We start from the raw sequence: 18,298 nt of genomic DNA, 5'->3' as shown, positions 1-18,298 counted from the left end.
GTTCATGGCGCTGTGGACCCACTCCGATCCATCTCGAACTCGGTTGTGAAACGCAGCAGCGGCAACGATAGTTGGAGGGTAGCCTCCTGCGAAAATAGCTCGATGCCAGGTCAAACTTTGCTCCACGACGACGCCTCCGATGGCAGCCTGATGGCCGCGATCGGAGGCGTTTTCGTGTGTCTGGGTCATGGATCGCTTGCCCATCAGGCTGTAGGGGAAGCACTTCCGTCGCGATTGTCCGGCACCTCGGTTGGCCGCCGGCTGGTTTTTCCGGTTTCTCTCCTGGCGGCGGTGGGCCACGGGGCGCCCCAGAAGGCGGCAGAATGTTTCCAGCTTGTTACGTTCCTCTCATGATTCTCGGGGAGCTGTTCCTGGAGGCCCTGGCCAGCGGCGTGATCACGCCGTCGGAGTTGTCGTGGGTCACCGCTCGGCAGAGCACCTTCTCCCGCGTTGAGGAGGCCACGGCTTTGCGCCTGGGTCGTCTGCTCGATGAAGGCACCATTCAGCTGGGCTGCCGTCTGCCCCAGTTCAAGCTGCACCACGACAGCATCCGCGAAGACTGGATTGAACCCCTCGGCCGGCGGCGGGGGCGCTCCACGCTCGAAGACGCTGCACTGTTGTCGTTGGTTTGACAAGGCTCAACCTGGTCTGCCTGACGCGTCACTATCCGCGTCCTTCTCGTCGATGGCATCTTCCAGGCTGGTTTCGAGTGTGGTGAGCAGCAGCACCAGCGCTTCATGCTCCGGCAGGTCCTCACTGCTCACCTGGGCCAGCCAGGATTGGCACAGCCCTTCAATGCGGTTGAACAGATCGCTGCCGCCACGCAGGGATTCCATCACCCGTTCGGTGGTGGCGTCGTCCACGTCGTGCGGAAAGCCGAGCACCACGTAGCGCCTCCCGTCATTGCCGACGTAGGTGAGACGGCCGTCCTCGTCGAGCATGGGGGCGGCATGGGGCGTCACCGGTTGCTCCTCCATCTCTCTTCCCCGCAGGCTCCCTCCTACTGGCTAGCTCTGGCAGGCGCACCTGCCAAGTGTTGATCAGGCCTGCTGATCGCAGAGTTCGCTCCCCTGGCCTTGGGGGGCGTCTGGCCACGGGCTGTAGGTGTGGCAACGGGCGGTAGGTTCTGGATCGGTGCCCATCCCCCTTGCCCATGCGTGTCGCCACCGAAGCCCGCAGGCCTGATTTCACCAGTCGCCTGGTGGGCAAAGCCCTGGCGGTGAAGCCGCTCTGGGCTCTGGCCAAGGGACAGGCGCGGCGGATGATGATCCAGCGGGCCGAGCGCCTCGGCATCCCCTGGCGGGAAACCGTGGCTGAGTTGAGCCAGCAAGACTGGCAGCCGCTGTGGCAGTCGATCCAGCGCGTCGATCTCGCCTACCCCGCCAACTACACCGCCTCGTTTCACGGCTACGACGCCGGCCACCTCTGCTGGGAGGCCGCCTATGAGTTCGAGGTGGCTTCCAATGCCGTGCACTCCAGCCTCTATCCAGAGGCCGGGCCCGCCAGTGATCAGGCGCTGAGGGAGGGCTATCACGCCGTTCTGCAGAGCCAGCTCCCCCAGCCGCCGGCCCGCATCCTCGATCTGCACGCCACCGTGGGGCTGAGCAGCTTCGCTCTGGAGCAGGCGTTTCCTGCGGCGAGCGTGACCGGCCTCGACTTCTCGCCCCACTACCTCAGCCTGGCCGCCTACAACGCCGCCCGGCGCGGCTCCAAGGTGACCCGCTGGATCCATGCCCTGCCGGAAGCCACCGGGCTGCCGGATCGCAGCGTCGATCTGGTCTCGGCCTTCCTGCTGTTTCACGAGATGCCGCAGGGCACCACGCGGCGAATCTTCCGGGAAGTGCGCCGGCTGCTGGAGCCCGGCGGCAGCTTCGCGCTGATGGATATGAATCCGGCCAGCGGCGTTTACCAGACCATGCCGGCCTTCGTGATGACCTTGCTCAAGAGCACCGAGCCGTTCATGGATGCCTATTTCGCCCTCGACCTGGAGGAGGAACTGCGTCAGGCTGGGTTCGATGAGATCGTCAGCTCTGTCTGCTCGTCGCGCCACCGGGCCGTGATCGCTCGGGTGGCCGGCTGAGAGAGCTGGTTCAGATGTCGTCGCTCAGGGCCACCAGTTCGCGCAGTTGTCCCACCTCAAGGCCGCCGAGCCAGTCTTCGCCGGAGCCCACGATCTCCTCGGCCATCTTGGATTTCTCGCGGATCATGCGGTCGATCTTTTCCTCCACCGAGCCGCTGGTGATGAACTTGTGCACCAGCACCCGGTTCTGCTGTCCGATGCGGTAGGCGCGGTCGGTGGCCTGGTTCTCCACGGCGGGATTCCACCAGCGGTCGATGTGGAACACGTGGCTGGCGCGGGTGAGGTTGAGGCCCACCCCACCAGCCTTGAGTGAAAGCAGGAACAGCTGTGGTCCGCGGGGATCCTCCTGGAAGCGATCCACCATCGCCTGGCGCTCCGCCTTGCTGGTGTTGCCATAGAGGAAGGGGACATCCTGGCGCCACTTGCGCTCCAGATGGGCCTGGAGCAGGTGACCCCATTCGGCGAACTGGGTGAACAGCAGGGCGCGGTCGCCGGCCTCGATCACCTCTTCTAGAATCTCCTCCAGCCGTTGCACCTTGCCGCTGCGGCTGGCGAACTGCCCGTCGACGCCCTCTTCCTTGAGGGCAAGGGCGGGGTGGTTGCAGATCTGCTTCAAGCGGGTGAGCAGCGCCAGCACCTGGCCGTGCTTCTTGCCCAGGGGGGCGCGGGCGATCGCCTCGAGGCTGTCGTCCACCGTTTTGCGGTAGAGCTTCGCCTGCTCGCTGCTCAGCCCCACCCATTCGTTCAGCTCCACCTTCTCGGGCAGGTCCGAAATGATCGACTTGTCGGTCTTGAGGCGCCGCAGGATGAACGGGCCCACGCGTGCCTTCAGGTCTCGCAGGGAGGCCATGTCGCCATAGCGCTCGATCGGCAGCCGGTAGCGCTGGCGGAAGAAGGCCTCCTCCCCCAGCACCAGGGGGTTGAGAAAATCCATCAGGGCCCACAGCTCGCTGACGCGGTTCTCCACCGGTGTGCCGGTGAGGGCGATGCGGAAGCGGCCCAGCTTGCCCGGACGGGCCAGATCGCGGGCCGCCTGGCTCTGCTTGGCGTTTGGATTCTTGATCGCCTGGGCTTCGTCGATCACCATGCCCTGCCAGTCCAGGGTCTCGAGCAGTTCGCTGTCGCGTTGCAGCAGCCCGTAGCTGGTGAGCATCAGATCCACACCCTGTAGGGCCTTCTTTAGGGCCGCTGGGCTGGAGGGGCGGCGCGGGCCGTAGTGCTCGCGCACCTCCAGTTCCGGGGTGAAGGCGGCGGCCTCCCGTTTCCAGTTGGTCAGCACCGAGGTGGGCGCCACCAGCATCACGGGGCGCTTCAGCTCCTGTTCTGCCTTGAGGTGCTGCAGGAAGGCCAGCAGCTGGATGGTCTTGCCCAGGCCCATGTCGTCCGCCAGGCAGGCGCCCTGATCGAAGCGATGCAGGAAGGCGAGCCAGCCCAGCCCCCGCTCCTGGTAGGGCCGCAACTGGCCGGCGAAGCCCTCCGGTGCCGGCAGCGGGTCCGGCGCCTTCTGCTGGTGGTATTGCTCCAGCACCGCCTGCAGCCGGGGTCCCGCCACGAAGCGGTGCACCGGCAGCCGCATCAGCGTGTCGCCGTCCGTGGCGGTGAGGCGCAGGGCGTCGTCGAGGCTGAGGGGTGGATCAGCGGCGCAGAAGCGCTCGGCGTTCTTGAGGTCGCTGGGGCGCAGCTCGATCCAGGCGCCCTTGTGCTGCACCAGCGGGCTGCGCTTGGCGGAGAGGCGCTCCAGATCCCGCAGGCTGAGCGTGACCCCACCGATCATCAGCTCCCACTTCCAGTCGAGCCCCTCGCCGAGGGTGAAGCCCCGTGATTTGCCGGGCAGCTCCGCCTCGATCGAGAGGCCCAGCCGGCTGGCGAGGCCGCCGCTGAGGCTGGCCGGCAGCACCACCCCCACCCCCACGTCCCGCAGGCGGTCGGCGGCGGTGCGCACCAGCACGAAGGCCTCCGCCGGGGTGAGCTGCATCGCTTCGGGGGTGGCCTCCTCCAGACCCCGTTCGATCGGATCGAACACCTGCAGGGCGCGGCCCAGCCCCTCCAGCAGCAGCTCGCCGGGTTGCTGCACCGGGATCTCGCCCAGCTGCAGGGGCCGGTCGCCCGCGGCCCAGACCGCTCCGGCCGGCAATCGGAGGCTTGGATCCACTTCCGCCTGCAGCGAGAAGCGCAGCTCCCAGAGCTCCTCGCTTTCCGCCGGGGTGAACAGTTCCAGGCAGGCGCGGGCCGGAGCCACCTGGCCGGCCACGGCTTCGCGCCAGTGGTGGGTGGCCACCTCGAGGCGCTCGGTCGCTTCGCCGTCGAGGTCCACGGCGCCGCTGCCCGGGCCCAGGGCCTTCTGCCAGGCCAGCAGCAGCGGATCCAGCCCGCCGCTGGCGGGGGTGAAGCCGCAACGCAGCTGCCCATCGAGCAGGGCCTCCAGCAGGCTGGCCACCCGCAGCCGCCCACTGCCGGGCCGGCGACAGGCCAGGGCCGTGTCCGCCATGGCACAGGTGGCCACCTGGGGCAGACGGCTGGCCAGTTCCTCCAGGCGGCGCCGGTCGTCCTCGCGGTTGAGCAGGGGCAGCCAGCGCGCCATGTCGCCTTCCACCTGGGGCAGCCAGCGGCCGCGGGCGATCAGGCTGAGCGACCAGCGCTGCAGGTGGCTCCACCAGCGCAGTTCATCGGCCATTTCGGGATGCTGGCCCGACAGCGGCAGGGCACTGAGCCATTCGGCGGCGGCGGGGGCATCGAGGGCCAGTCCCTCCACCTGCCAGGGCCACCACTCCACCTGCTTGGGAATCGGTTCGCCGGCCTGCAGCGGCAGTCCGCTCCAGCCCTCCTCCTCGCTCTTGCGGCGGCCCCGGGCCACCTGGCGCCGGCTCGGCAAGGTGAGGGTGGCGCTGGCCGGACGGACCGCTTCGGACCAGAAGTCGTTGTCCTGCAGCCAGGTGGCCAGGTCGTCCCAGTTCAGGGTGAGCGGGTGTTCGGGGGCTTCAGCGGCGGGTTGGACAGCCTTGGCCACGCGCCAGGTATCGGCCCAGAGCAGCAGCCGTCCCCGGGTCGGAACTCCTGCGGGGACAGGTGATCCCTCCAGGGGAAACAGCCAGGTGGCGTGCAGCAGGCTCATGGCAGGGAGAGACGGCCGTGCCGCAGATCAGGGCCGCAGAGCGGGCAGGAGACGTTGGAGTCCGCGCAGCAGCAGGGCACTGCCCACCAGTGGCAGCCAGAGCGGCAACCACCCACGGATCACCTCCATCATCATCGATGGCAGTACGGCCCCCAGTTGCCCCTGGCTGGCGGCCGCGATCGCCTCCGGCAGGGAGTGGCTCAGGGGCAGGGCGGCGCCCAGGCTGCGGATGCCGCACACCGCCCCCACCAGGCCGGCCTGCAGGTGGGAGTCGTCGGGATCGACCCGTTGCAGATGGAAGGCGAGCAGGCCATAGAAGAAGCCGCAGCCGGCCGATCGCAGGGCCGGCTCCAGGCCGAACGGCAATCCCAGCGCAGCGGCGCTGCCAGCCGCCAGCAGGGCCCAGCTGAGCGACTGCAGCCGCAGCTGTGAACGACTACCAGGGGTGGCCAGGGACAACGGCAAGGAAGCGATGACCTGCGCTGGGCGATCATGCCCTGTTCAGCGTTCCTTCGCATCGCAGGGCCATGGCCGCCGCCTCCGACCGTTCCGCTGCCGGTGGGTCCCAGGCCCCCTCCGCAGGCGCCACCCCCGCCGCCGGCCAGCCCCGCAGCGGTGCGGAGATCCGGGCGGCCTTTCTGGACTTCTACGAGCGGCGCGGCCACCTGCGCACGGCCAGCGCCTCGCTGATTCCGGAGGATCCCACGGTGCTGCTCACCATCGCCGGCATGCTGCCGTTCAAGCCGGTGTTTCTCGGCCAGCTGGAACGGCCGGCGCCGCGGGCCACCAGCAGCCAGAAGTGCATCCGCACCAACGACATCGAGAACGTGGGCCGCACGGCGCGGCACCACACCTTCTTCGAGATGCTGGGCAATTTCTCCTTCGGTGATTACTTCAAGCCGGAGGCGATCCAGTGGGCCTGGGAGCTCTCCACCCAGGTGTTCGGCCTGTCGCCGCGGAACCTGGTGGTGAGCGTCTTCCGTGAAGACGATGAAGCGGCGGCGATCTGGCGCAATCTGGTGGGGGTGAACCCGAAGCGCATCATCCGCATGGATGAGGCCGACAACTTCTGGGCCTCCGGCCCCACCGGCCCCTGCGGCCCCTGTTCGGAGATCTACTACGACTTCAAGCCTGAACTGGGCGACGACGGCATCGACCTCGAAGACGACAGCCGCTTCATCGAGTTCTACAACCTCGTGTTCATGCAGTACAACCGCGACGCGGAGGGCAGCCTCACGCCGCTGGCCAACCGCAACATCGACACCGGCCTGGGCCTCGAGCGCATGGCCCAGATCCTGCAGGGGGTTGCCAATAACTACGAAACCGACCTGATCTATCCCCTGATCGAGACGGCCGCCTGCCTGGCCAACGTCGACTACCGCGCCCTTGACGCGAAGGGCCAGACGAGCCTGAAGGTGATCGGCGACCACAGCCGTGCCATCACCCAGCTGATCGGTGATGGCGTCACCGCCAGCAACCTGGGCCGCGGCTACATCCTGCGCCGGTTGCTGCGCCGCGTCGTGCGCCATGGCCGCTTGCTCGGCATCGATCAGCCGTTCCTGGCCCGCATGGGCGAGGCGTCGATCGACCTGATGGAGACGGCCTATCCCCAGCTGCAGGAGCGGAGGCAGGTGATCCTGGCCGAACTGGCTCGCGAGGAGGCCCGCTTTCTGGAAACCCTGGAGCGCGGCGAGAAGCTGCTGGCCGAGGTGCTGGCCGCCAGGCCGCTGCAGATCAGTGGCGCCCAGGCCTTCGAGCTCTACGACACCTACGGCTTCCCCCTGGAACTCACCGAGGAGATCGCCGAGGAGCACGGGATCACGGTGGATCTGGCCGGCTTCGAGGCGGCGATGGAGCAGCAGCGCCAGCGGGCCAAGGCCGCGGCAGTGAGCCTGGATCTCACCCTGCAGGGCGCGATTGAGCAGATGGCGGCGGAGCTGGAGGCCACGGCCTTCAAGGGCTATGAGGCCTTGGAGCACCCCAGCTGCGTGCTGGCCCTGGTGGTGAACGGCGAGCCGGCCGAACGTGCCCGGGCCGGTGATGCGGTGCAGCTGGTGCTCGATACCACGCCGTTCTATGGCGAGGGAGGTGGCCAGGTGGGCGACCGCGGCCTGCTCCTGGGCGGCGGTGCCGATGGAACGGGCCTGATCGTGCAGATCGATGGCGTGTCGCGCAATCGCAGCGTGTTCGTTCATCAGGGCCGCATCGAGCGGGGCAGCCTGGCGATCGGCGACCTGGTGACGGCCCAGGTGGATCGCGCCTGCCGCCGCCGGGCCCAGGCGAACCACACCGCCACCCACCTGCTGCAGGCGGCCCTCAAACAGGTGGTCGATCCCGGCATTGCCCAGGCCGGTTCTCTGGTGGACTTCGATCGGCTGCGCTTCGATTTTCACTGCCCCCGGGCGGTGACCTCCGCGGAGCTGGAGCAGATCGAGGCGCTGATCAACGGCTGGATCGCCGATGCCCACACCCTCGAGGTGCAGGAGATGGACATCGAGAGGGCCAAGGCCGCCGGTGCTGTGGCGATGTTCGGGGAGAAATATGCCGCTGTGGTGCGGGTGGTGGATGTGCCCGGTGTGTCGATGGAGCTGTGCGGTGGCACCCATGTGGCCAACACCGCCGAGATCGGCCTGTTCAAGATCGTGGCCGAGAGTGGCGTAGCGGCCGGCATTCGCCGCATCGAGGCGGTGGCGGGGCCGGCGGTGCTGGCCTATCTGCAGGAGCGCGAGGCGGTGGTGAAGGCCCTGGGGGATCGCTTCAAGGCCCAGCCCGGCGAGATTGTCGAGCGTGTCAGCGCCCTGCAGGAGGAACTGAAGGGCGCGACCAAGGCCCTGGCGTGCAGCCGCCAGGAGCTGGCCCTGGCCAAGTCGGCGGCCCTGGCGGGACAGGCCGAACCTGTGAACGGTGCTGCTGGGTCCTACCGGCTGCTGGTGGCCCGGCTCGATGGTGTGGAGGGGGGCGGACTGCAGAGCGCCGCCCAGCAGCTGGCGGATCAACTCGGGGATGGCGCGGCGGTGGTGCTGGGTGGTTTGCCCGACCCCGCCGACCTGGGCAAGGTGATCCTGGTGGCGGCCTTCGGCACGGCGGTGGTCGGGGCAGGCCTGAAGGCCGGTACGTTCATCGGTGGGGTGGCCCGGGCCTGCGGCGGCGGCGGCGGTGGCCGGCCCAACCTGGCCCAGGCCGGCGGTCGGGATGGGGCGGCCCTGGAGGGGGCTCTGGCGGCGGCCCGGCAGGAGCTGGGTCGTGCCCTGGCGGGGTGACTGCTGATACCACTGCACTTTCACCACTGCAGCCGCAGGTCGGGGCGAGAAGATGGAACTCCCCAGCCCTGCTGAGATCGGTTCGTCCATGCCCGTTCCCCTCAGCTGCTCGGATCTGGCCCGGCTTCCCCTGTTCCAGGGAATCGATGCGGCACTCCTCGAGCCGCTCCTGGAGGGGCAGCTCTCGGTCTCCCTGCCAGCAGACCAGGTGGTGGTGATGGAGGAAGACGAGGGCATGGGTCTGCTGGTCTTGCGCTCCGGCATGGCCAAGGTGCGGGGCTTCTCTGCCGATGGCGAGGAGGTGACCCTGGCGGTGCTCGGCCCGGAGGCCCTGCTCGGCGACATGGCGGTGCTGGTGGATGGGCGGCGCACGGCCGATGTGGTGGCACTCACCGCTTTGCAGGTGGTGAAGCTCCGATCCGAGCCGTTTCGCCGGCTGCTTGAGCGTGAGGGGCGTCTGGCCCTGGCCATGGCCCGGCTTCAGGCGCGGCGCCTGCGGGCGCTCAATCAGCGCTTCCTGCTCCGTGGGGCCGATGCCACCACGCGCCTGCTGGCGGCGCTGCTGGAACTTGCCCTGCAGAGCGACCCTGCCCGCGATCCCGAGGCCCTGGTGCCGCCCTTGCCGCAGCGGGAGTTGGCGGCCATTGCCGGTTTGTCCCGTGAAACCGCATCGCGCTCCCTCAGCCAGCTGCGGCGCCAGGGCACCGTCAGCTGCGGCGAGGAGGGGATGCGCATCACCAACCTGGCGCCCTTGCGCAAACGGGGGCTCTGGCACTGATCGGGTCGCGGCATCGGTTTCGGCCTAGCCTCCAAAGCCTGTGATGTGGCCACCGATGCGTTTCGTCTGGACTCCCGTGGCGACCCTGGCGTTGCTTGTGGTCAGTGCCTCTGCCGCCTGGGCCGCACCGGCGGCGTCGCTGCTCAAGGGGCTGAAGCTGCCGCTTCCCAAGCCCGCTCCCTCTCTGTTCGCCGCCAATGCGATCGGCCAGACCAGCCTCAACACCCAGCTGGGTGGCACGCCCGAGCAGTTGCTGGCCAAGGTGAAAAGCGCACTCAGCCAGCAGGGCTACACCGAACGCACGATCAACACGGTGAGCGGTGCCTGGGGCTTCAACCTGGTGATGGATCCGCCCAGCGGCACCACGGTGGATGGCACCCCCGACGGCAAGACAGCGGCCTTGGTGTTGCAGTCCACTGCGATCGGTCCGGGCAAGCTCAATCTCAACGTGCGCTTTGAAGGGCTGTAGAGCCTCGCGTTCAGACGGCTTTCAGCCAGACGACTCTCCGACAGATGGTGTTCATGGAGTTGGCGCTCAGAACCGGTACTTCACCTGGGCGTAGAGGCCCTTGCCCAGGGCCCAGTCGGTCCATTCGCCCAGGTTGTCGTTGGTTTCGAACTGTTCCACCCAGCCCAGTTCCACCAGCCAGCTGTTGCCGGCCAACCAGCGCGCCAGGATCCCGCCGGAGCCAACCGTGTCAGAGAAGGTGACCCCCGCCAGGGTTGTCTTCACGCCACCCACGCCGATGAACGGCACCAGCTGGAGGCTCTGGTTGTTCTTCTGCCAGAAGGTCCAGGCCACCTCGGCGGTGCCGAGCCAGCCGTTGTCGCCACTGAGGAACTGACCGGGCAGGCCGCGGATGCCCGCATCGGAGCCCACGGTGAACTGCATCGAGTTGGTCAGGGGCTTGAAGGCCACCTGGCCGCCGGCCCGCAGGTTCAGTTGCCAGCTGGGGGCAAAGGCCCAGGCCGCTGAGATCAGGCCACCGAGGGCGGTGGATTCACCGGGATAGAGATCCACCTGAGCCAGCTCCTTGCGCTGCTGCGACGACGTGGCGGCGGCAATGCCCTGCAGCAGATAGACGTTGCCGGCCCAGCCGAGCGAGCCGCTGAGGCCATTGGCGGCGAGCCCGACCCGCACGTAGCCATTGCTGGGAGAGCGCACGCTCTCCGGCACCAGATCCGGCAGGGCCTTGCCGTCGAGATAGGTGTTGCTGCGGTCGCCGCTGAATCCGGCGAACAGACTCCAGCGTTGGCTGAGGGTGTCCTTGAACACCCACTCGACCTGGCCCAGCCCCTGGAACTGGGTCGTGGAGATGGCGTTGGTGGGCGAGGGCAGCTCAATCAGGTTGCGGCGGCTGTAGCCGAAGGCGCCGGTGAAGTTCCATTGATCGGCCAGGGGCACCGTGTAGCTCACCGAGGTGATCACGGCCCCGAGCGAGGGCGTGTTGTCGGAGTCGAGCTCCGTGTAGAGCAGCAGGGTGTCGCCGCGGGTGGCGAGGTTGGCCTTGGCGATCGTGCCGATGGCGCGCGCTTCACCGGAGCCGTTCGAGCCGTCGTTGCGGAGGGAGAATTCGCCTTGCCAGGGCTGGTCGCTGGGCTGGAAGCTCACCGTGAAGACCGCCTGGGAGGGGTCGCTGCCGAGCCGTGAGAGGTTGCCGCGCACGTTGGTCACGCCCGGCAGGCGCTTCAGCAGTTGCAGCTGCTGCTCCACGGTGGGCAAGTGCAGCACCGAGCCCTGCAGGGGAGCCAGCAGCCTTGACACCTTGCGGCTGAGGCGGCCGTCGTCGCTGTTGACGCGGAGCTCCACCACGCGCCCCTCGACCACCTCCAGGTAGCCCGGGGCGGGCGCCTGCTTCACATAGACGCGGCTATTGAGATAGCCATCGGCCACTAGCCGGGCCGTGAGTGCGGCGGCACAGGTCTCGAGCCGTTTGGCCGGTGCCTCTCCGGCACCGCACCCGGTCAGGATTGCCGACAACTCCGAGGCGTTGTAGACCGTGATCCCCTCCACCCGGGGCGCTGCGCTGCTGCCGGAGTCGCCGGGTGTGGGCGTCGGCAGGGTGCCGGGTTGATCTGGGGATTCGGGCGTCTGGAGTGGGGTCTCGGGTTCAACCGGTTCCTGGATCTCCACCGGAACCGGTTGCTGTTCCCCTCTGGGGGCAGGACGCTGCTCTCCCGCATCGGGTCCGGGCAGCCGGATCGGGCTGTTCTGCAGCGGAGGCGCGACCAGCTGGGCGAGCAGGGGGAACATCTGAAAGCCCGCAGAACGCAATAGGAGTACGGATTTTGGCTCGAATGGTTCAGGACGCCAGGGCTGCTGTGCCGCTGCTTTGATCGTGTGACCAGCTTCCGGCGGTGCTGTTGAGCTCGAGACCTGCCGCGCCGGTGTCCAGCCCAGAGCGGGCTTTTCGTTCTGTCAGATCAGCTGTTGCAACCAGTCAGGGAGGTTTGAGTAGCGAGTGCTACAGACATGGCCAGAGGCATTTTGTTTGCCAACGCATCTGCTTGGCGTTGCCGGATTGGCGTGACCGGTTTTGCCTTGCCAGTTTTGCGGTGCTGGTGTCTCGGTAGTGGTTGATCGGTCGTGGCTTCAGAGCAAGCTGAGAGTTTGCTGATAAAAAGATTTGGCTGTTGCTCTGAATTTGCTTCTGCGCAGATGTGATGAATCTGTGCCAAGCCATTAGGTTGGGTTAACAGATTCTGACGTGGTATGGCGATGGCCCGGACGGCGCGCGGCAATTTGCACGGCCATGGGGGCCTGGGTGTGTCGCTGCTTCGGCGTGAGTTGCGAGCCTCCATGGCGGCAAAGGCAAGATCTCGGCTTTGGCAATTGGGCCTCGGGGCCGGTCTGAGCCTCACCAGCCTGCTGCTGGGCGTCGGCCCTGCGGCAGCGGAGGTCAAGGGAGCGGCCGGGGTGAGGAGCCTGGGCACGGTGGTGAATGGCGTCAAGGACGGCAGCTGCAATGCCGGTCTGTGCGGCGTGAGTGGTGGCACGGGCGCCGGCAGCAACCTGTTTCATCGCTTTGGCGCATTCGATACGCGCGGTGGTATCACGGGTGTACGAATCGAGTCAGGTGGATATAGCAATGTCATGGTGGGGGTGATCAATTCCCTGGGTAGTTTTATTGATAAGCCTATTTCACTGAGCAGCAAAGGGAATCTGTTCTGGTTGTCTCCTGGCGGGATCACGATCAGCGGATCCGGCGGCTTCCAGAATGTGCAGCATCTCAATCTCAGCACCGCCACGGGGTTGCGGATTGGATCCGGCCTGTTTGATGTGCTGGGAACAACGCCGGCCCAGGCGGCCCTGCTCAGTGGTGAACCGCTGCGGGGCCGCTCTGGCCTGGTGACCGACCCGGCCAGTCTGGCGGTGTTGGGGTTGAGCAGTAATGGCGATCTGAGCATCGATGGCGGCACGCTCACGGTGGATCAGAGCCTGCTGCTCGATGCCCAGGGCGGCAATGTGATTGTGCAGGCGGCGCGTCTGCTGGTCAGCGGCGGCGAGATCGAGGTGGCCGGCCGTGATGTGAGCATCAGCGCCAGTGAGCTGAACGTGAGCAGCCCAGACGGTGTGGGCGGGCGGATCACGGTGGAGGGAGACACCGTGAGTGTTCGTGACAGCCGTCTGGATGCGAGCGGAGCGACCGGCGGCGGAACGGTGGTGCTGGCGGCGGTGGGAGATCTGACGCTGGAGAACAGCGAGGTGCTGGCCACTGGCGGCGATGGCGATGTGGCGCCGAGTGAGCCAGACGGTGCTGGGACAGCGGCGGCGGAGTCGACCAGTGAGGCCGGCAGTGATGGATCCCAGACCGGTGGAGCGGAGACCGGTGGATCCGAGACCTCTACCGAGACGGCCAGCGAGACAAGTAGCGAGACATCTGCTGCGGCAGGCACGGATGCCTCTGAGGCAGGAGCTGATGGCGCCAGCGAGGGATCGACGACAGCCACGGAGCCGTCTTCAGGGGCAGTGCCTGGGGCCAGCAGCGATGCAGTAGGGCCATCTGGTGCGTTGGTCGTGGCTGAGTCGGGATCAGGCAACTCCGGTCCAGCTGATGCGGGGTCGGGTGATGCAATGCCATCTGCCCCGGTGCATGCGGCCCTCCCCGCTGCAAAGCCGCCAGCAGCGGCCGATGGATCCTTGGCTGAGCCGGTGCTGGCCAATGGGGGCCGGATTGACCTGAAGGGTCAGCTGGTCTTGATCAGCGGCGGCACGATTGATGCCTCCGGCAGTGGCGGCGGCAGTGGCAGCACCAGCGGCAGCGTCAGCGGCAGTGCCGGCACGGTGGTGGAGAGCAGCGGCACAAGCGGCAGCTGGAGCTTTGCGCCGCAGAGCGGCACCACAGACCTGAACGCGGCGCTGGCGGAACCGCCACCGGACGCCGTGACTGTGGTGCAAGCACCACTGCTGGAGGTTGGAGTGAGCGCTCCCCTGAGGAGTGACGTGTCTGCCCTGGAGGGGACAGGCTCCCCTGCTGCAGGGCTGGCTTCTGCCCCCGGGGCTGCATCGCCACCGGTGGTGACGGCAGCGCCTGCAACGCCACCGCCCAGCGGCCGGGGCGGCCAGGTGACGATCGCCGGCGGCACGGTGCTGCAGGGCGGCGGGATTCAATCCAGCGGCAGCAGCGGCGGCCAGATTTCGGTGGTGGCGAGTCAGAACATCGTCAGCCTGGCTCCGATCCAGGCGGAAGGCTTCACCGGCGAGGGTGGTTCGATCACGCTCCAGGCAGGCGGCAATCTTGTCCAGACGGTGAACTCCCGCCTGCAGGCGAGTGGCACGAAAGTCGGCGGCAGCATCTCGGTATCCGCGGAAGGTAATGTGTTCAGCTCCGGCACCTACGAGGCGATCGGCACCGGTGAGCAGGCGATCGGCGGCTCGATCGACCTGTCCGCTGCCACGCTCACCCTTCAGGCCGCCACGGCCGATGCGAGCGGCACATCTGGTGGTGGCACTGTCCATGTGGGTGGTGGTTTTCAGGGTGCAGCGCTGACCTCCGGAGCCGCGAATGCTTCGACCACCACGGTCAGTTCCACCTCTGTCTTGAAGGCCGATGCGCTCCGTCGCGGCGATGGCGGAGAGGTGGTGGTCTGGTCGGAGCAGGTCACCCGTTTCTCAGGCAGCGTCAGTGCCCGTGGTGGTGCTGAGGGGGGGGATGGTGGGCTGCTGGAGGTATCTGGCAAGGAGTTGTTGCGGTTCAGCGGCCAGGCTGATGCCGGTGCGCCGCAGGGTGGTGCTGCGGGCACGCTGCTTTTGGATCCCAAGAACATCGTGATTGATGCCAACCCCATCCAGGAGCAGGTGGGGTATGGCGTGACCCAGCTGGTGGATCCGAATCCTCGGGCTGGTGATCAATTCGGTTCGTCCATTCTCGTGCTTCCAGGGGGGAACATCGTTGCCCTCGATCCCCTCGATGATTTCGATCCTCTGGTTGCTGTCGATACAGGTGCGGCCTACCTCTTTGATGGCACCACAGGGGCGCTCCTGTCCAGCCTGCAGGGATCCACATCGTTGGATTCCGTTGGTAGTGGAGGAGCTGTTTCCCTCGGGAATGGAAACTATGTGATCCTCAGTTCCTTCTGGGACAACGGTACGGTTGCGGTGAATGCGGGTGCTGTGACCTGGGGGGATGGCAGTACTGGAATGTCGGGCGTGGTTGGCTCGGCGAATTCCCTGGTGGGATCCAGTGCGGGGGATGGGGTTGGTTCGAATGGGGTAAAAGTCCTGGGCAATGGTCACTATGCTGTTGCCAGCCCTTTCTGGGATTCTCCTGCCACCGATGGCGCCGTTGCTGATGTCGGTGCCGTGACCTGGGGGAATGGAAGCCTGGGGATTGCAGGTGAAATCAGTTCATTGAATTCCCTGGTGGGATCCAGTGCGAACGATCGGGTTGGCGTTGACGGAATCACAGTTCTCTCCAATGGCAACTATGTGATCACCAGCTCTGATTGGAATCTGGTCTCCACGGTTGCGACCATCTCTGGGGCTGGAGCGGTCACATGGGTGGATGGTAGGTTTGGACTCACTGGTGTTGTCAGTAGCGACAATTCCTTGGTAGGTAGCAACACCAATGATTGGGTTGGCTGGAACTCCGGCAATGGGGTTGTGGGTCTCGCCAACGGCAACTATTTGGTCGTCAGCAGCTCATGGGACAGGCCCAGCATCGCGGACGCGGGCGCGGTCACCTGGGGGAATGGCACCAGCGGAATGACGGGCTTTGTCGGGCAGGGAAATTCCTTGGTTGGCAGTCGTTCGAATGATCAGATCGGCTCGGATGGCGTCATCGAGTTGACCAATGGCAACTTTGTTGTGCTCAGCCCGCAGTGGGACAACACCTTGTCCACCCTTGATGTGGGTGCCGTGACCTGGGGTGACGGTACGGGTACGACCCGCCTTGCTGGTGAGGTGACGGAGTCCAATTCCTTGGTGGGATCGAGCGCCGGTGATGCCGTTGGCAACTATGGCGTGACTCCTCTGACCAACGGGAATTACGTGGTCAGTAGTCCGGATTGGGACGGTGCAGCGATCGATGTTGGTGCCGTGACTTGGGGAAATGGCGTGGCTGGGACCTCTGGTCTGGTGAGTGAGACCAACTCTCTGGTTGGTTCCAGCGCCAATGATGCGGTGGGTTTCTATGGGGTCACGGCGCTGGCCAATGGAAATTATGTGGTCGTCAGTTCAGATTGGGATGATGTTTCGCGAACGGCGATCAATGCCGGTGCCGTCACCTGGGGAGATGGGGATCTTGGCATTTCTGGAGCAGTCAGTTCCACCAATTCTTTGGTGGGCTCCGATGGAGACCGAGTGGGTGCTTGGGGAATTGGCTTCACGTCCTCTTATCAGATCACTGAGCTTGTCAACGGGAACTACGTTGTCACCAGCTCTGAATGGAGCGGCGATGGAAGTGGCGCCTATTATGGTGCTGTCACATGGGTCAATGGGAGCAACGGTGAGCTCACGGGAGCTGTACCGGGAACAGTTGGCGGCATTGTTGCTTCCACCAACTCATTGGTGGGAACTTCTGCGGATGACTGGCTGGGCAATCGTGGCGTCGTTGCCCTCGAAACAGGAAACTACGTAGTCATCAGTCCTAATTGGGATCTTGATCCTACTAATCGCAATGTGGGAGCCGTCACCTGGACAGATGGCTCAACGGGGGGAACAGTTGGCGCAGTGGGTACGCAAAACTCTCTGACGGGCGGCACGTTGTCGGATCGTGTGGGTTCGGGTGGTGTCGTTGGGCTGAGCAATGGGAATTATCTGGTTTCCAGTCCTCAATGGGATCTCCCTTTCACCTCGGGTGCGTTGGCGGATGTGGGTGCTGTGACCTGGGTCAGTGGGACAAACGGACAGTTGCTGACAGGTGATGTCGGTGGTTCCATTTCCGAGTTGAATTCTCTGGTGGGATCCTCTCCATTTGATCGAATTGGCGGTGGTTTCGACTCGGTACAATCACTTTCCTCGGGTAATGCCGTGGTCTCAAGTCCAGGTTGGGATCATGGGGCTGTGGAAGATGTAGGTGCCAGTACTTGGATCGATGGCACGAGTGGCCTGGCTGGATTTGTAAGTTCATCCAACTCATTGGTTGGACAAACTGCATTTGATGCTGTTGGCGATCAGTCGATTGTTGTTCTCAAGAGCGGTAATTATCTTGTACATACGCCTTACTGGGCCAATCCTGCTCTGACCAGTGGCTCCCAGGCAGGTGCCGTGACCTGGGTCGATGCCGCCCGCGGGCTCACGGGAGTGGTCTCCTCATCAAATTCCTTGGTGGGAGATCAGGCTTTTTCCAACTATGGTGGTGAATGCTCCGAGGGTTGTGCGTCTTATCTCACCCCGGTGGCAGGCGATCAATTCCTGGTCGGTTCCCCACTTTATGATAATGGCGCGGCTTCCAATGTTGGATTGCTGCAATTGGTTGCGGCGAATGAATATGGCTATGCCGTTCAGCCTGGCGGTGATATGACCCTTACGCCTGCCCAAATTGAGGCGATTGCCAATCGAGGGACGGCGGTTGTCCTTCAAGCGAATAATGACATCACGCTGAATGCATCATCCGATATCAACATCAACAATCCGATTGGGACTGGCGGTTCCCTTTCCCTAGAAGCCGGTCGATCCATCCTGCTGAACTCCAGCATCAGCACAGACGGTTCTGATATTCGCTTGCTTGCGAATCAGGCAGCGGCAGAATCCCTTTTTCGCGATGCTGGTGCTGCAGTGATCACGATGGCGCCAGGAACAAGTCTGAATACTGGTGATGCTGGTACTGGCGAGGTGGTCATTCAGCTGTCGTCTCAGACGTTGGGGAGTGGAGTGGCGGGCGCCGTCACCTTGGCTGCGATCACGGCCGGTCGCATCAGCGTGGATGCGGCATTGGGTCTTACACTCACCAACTCCCTTACGGCCTCCGCAGCAACCGGAAACTCGATTGTTTTAGGGAGTGGGGCCGGCGCTTTTCAGAATTTGTCTTCCAGCCCTGCGTTGGTTGTCGAGAGCGGTGCTCAATGGTTGGTCTATTCATCTACTCCCGTACTGGATGCTATAGGGTCTCTTCTTCCATCCTTCAAGCAGTATAACATCTCTTTTGGGGATACCCTGGGAATTCTTGGAACAGGAAATGGGTTTCTCTATTCGGCTGCACCTACTCTTTCCGTTGATCTCGTTGGTTCGGTAAGCCGCGTCTACGATGCCTCCACTCAGATCACGCTGGATCCCTCGAATCTGAGCATTTCTGGCATTCTCGGTGGAGATCAGATCGCCCTGTCTCCTTTGCCTCCTTTGCTAGGCAGCCTCGTCACAAAAGATGTTGGAACAGGTAAGTCCGTAACGCTCACCGGTCTCACCATCGATTCTGTGCAGAGCAGTGTTGCTCTTGGTTCGGTTCCTGTTTATGGATATCAGTTGGCTTCTTCAACTGCAACTGGTGCTATTGCCGAGATCACGCCGGCGAATCTGTCGGTATCGGGTCTGATCGCTGATAACAAGGTGTATGACACGACAACAACAGCGACATTGAGTGGCAGCGCGGCAGTGACGGCGCTGGGCAGTGATGTGGTGAGTGTTGGTG

The 18,298-nt window shown here is 65.0% G+C and carries 10 protein-coding genes and 1 rRNA gene; 7 read left to right on the top strand and 4 right to left on the bottom strand.

The features are described 5' to 3' along the window. Together rrf and KQ310_RS02890 are read left to right on the top strand one after the other, a co-directional pair. Window positions 1-111: ribosomal RNA gene (gene rrf / locus KQ310_RS02895) — 5S ribosomal RNA — on the top strand; the annotation flags it as partial. A 239-nt stretch (window positions 112-350) separates the two neighbouring features. Then, window positions 351-632, top strand: coding sequence for a hypothetical protein (locus tag KQ310_RS02890; RefSeq protein ID WP_259720283.1), 282 nt, complete (start codon window positions 351-353; stop codon window positions 630-632). A 6-nt stretch (window positions 633-638) separates the two neighbouring features. Here the strand turns inward: KQ310_RS02890 and KQ310_RS02885 are convergent, their stop codons facing one another. Continuing rightward, the gene (locus KQ310_RS02885; protein ID WP_259720282.1) at window positions 639-977 is read right to left on the bottom strand and encodes a hypothetical protein; all 339 of its coding nucleotides are present in this window, start codon (window positions 975-977) and stop codon (window positions 639-641) included. Between the two features lie 176 nt (window positions 978-1,153). On the opposite strand from KQ310_RS02885, the gene KQ310_RS02880 reads away from it, so the two are divergent. Then, entirely contained in the window at window positions 1,154-2,080 is a 927-nt protein-coding gene (locus KQ310_RS02880; protein WP_259720281.1) for a class I SAM-dependent methyltransferase, read from the top strand. 10 nt (window positions 2,081-2,090) lie between these two features. Here the strand turns inward: KQ310_RS02880 and KQ310_RS02875 are convergent, their stop codons facing one another. Both KQ310_RS02875 and KQ310_RS02870 read right to left on the bottom strand, forming a co-directional pair. Further along, the gene (locus KQ310_RS02875) at window positions 2,091-5,192 is read right to left on the bottom strand and encodes a DEAD/DEAH box helicase (RefSeq protein ID WP_259720280.1); all 3,102 of its coding nucleotides are present in this window, start codon (window positions 5,190-5,192) and stop codon (window positions 2,091-2,093) included. 27 nt (window positions 5,193-5,219) lie between these two features. Further along, window positions 5,220-5,651 (bottom strand): hypothetical protein, encoded by a 432-nt coding sequence (locus KQ310_RS02870; protein WP_399237491.1) that lies wholly within the window; start codon window positions 5,649-5,651, stop codon window positions 5,220-5,222. 68 nt (window positions 5,652-5,719) lie between these two features. On the opposite strand from KQ310_RS02870, the gene alaS reads away from it, so the two are divergent. The 3 genes from alaS (at window position 5,720) to KQ310_RS02855 (ending at window position 9,699) form a co-directional block, all read left to right on the top strand. Further along, window positions 5,720-8,452, top strand: a complete 2,733-nt coding sequence (alaS, locus tag KQ310_RS02865; protein WP_259720278.1) for an alanine--tRNA ligase — start codon at window positions 5,720-5,722, stop codon at window positions 8,450-8,452. Between the two features lie 88 nt (window positions 8,453-8,540). Further along, complete coding sequence (locus KQ310_RS02860; protein ID WP_259720277.1) at window positions 8,541-9,230, top strand: Crp/Fnr family transcriptional regulator; 690 nt, start codon at window positions 8,541-8,543, stop codon at window positions 9,228-9,230. A 55-nt stretch (window positions 9,231-9,285) separates the two neighbouring features. Further along, window positions 9,286-9,699, top strand: a complete 414-nt coding sequence (locus KQ310_RS02855) for a hypothetical protein (protein WP_259720276.1) — start codon at window positions 9,286-9,288, stop codon at window positions 9,697-9,699. Between the two features lie 66 nt (window positions 9,700-9,765). Here the strand turns inward: KQ310_RS02855 and KQ310_RS02850 are convergent, their stop codons facing one another. Further along, a complete protein-coding gene (locus KQ310_RS02850) occupies window positions 9,766-11,484 on the bottom strand; it encodes a ShlB/FhaC/HecB family hemolysin secretion/activation protein (RefSeq protein WP_259720275.1) in 1,719 nt (572 codons plus the stop codon). A gap of 663 nt (window positions 11,485-12,147) precedes the next feature. Here KQ310_RS02850 and KQ310_RS02845 point away from each other — a divergent pair. After that, window positions 12,148-18,298 (top strand): YDG domain-containing protein (locus KQ310_RS02845; RefSeq protein ID WP_259720274.1); only part of this gene is annotated, 6,151 nt, incomplete at its 3' end.

Source organism: Synechococcus sp. CS-1328 (assembly GCF_025128095.1).
Classification (GTDB): Bacteria; Cyanobacteriota; Cyanobacteriia; order PCC-6307; family Cyanobiaceae; genus CBW1002.
The sequence above is the reverse complement of the archived record's forward strand: the minus strand, read 5'-3'. Positions and strand labels throughout refer to the sequence as shown.

What these genes read in the sequence shown, in the direction of transcription:
- KQ310_RS02890 (WP_259720283.1), top strand. Translation starts at nt 351, where the DNA reads ATGATTCTCGGGGAGCTGTTCCTGGAGGCCCTGGCCAGCGGCGTGATC.
- KQ310_RS02885 (WP_259720282.1), bottom strand. Translation starts at nt 977, where the DNA reads ATGGAGGAGCAACCGGTGACGCCCCATGCCGCCCCCATGCTCGACGAG.
- KQ310_RS02880 (WP_259720281.1), top strand. Translation starts at nt 1,154, where the DNA reads ATGCGTGTCGCCACCGAAGCCCGCAGGCCTGATTTCACCAGTCGCCTG.
- KQ310_RS02875 (WP_259720280.1), bottom strand. Translation starts at nt 5,192, where the DNA reads ATGAGCCTGCTGCACGCCACCTGGCTGTTTCCCCTGGAGGGATCACCT.
- alaS (WP_259720278.1), top strand. Translation starts at nt 5,720, where the DNA reads ATGGCCGCCGCCTCCGACCGTTCCGCTGCCGGTGGGTCCCAGGCCCCC.
- KQ310_RS02860 (WP_259720277.1), top strand. Translation starts at nt 8,541, where the DNA reads ATGCCCGTTCCCCTCAGCTGCTCGGATCTGGCCCGGCTTCCCCTGTTC.
- KQ310_RS02855 (WP_259720276.1), top strand. Translation starts at nt 9,286, where the DNA reads ATGCGTTTCGTCTGGACTCCCGTGGCGACCCTGGCGTTGCTTGTGGTC.
- KQ310_RS02850 (WP_259720275.1), bottom strand. Translation starts at nt 11,484, where the DNA reads ATGTTCCCCCTGCTCGCCCAGCTGGTCGCGCCTCCGCTGCAGAACAGC.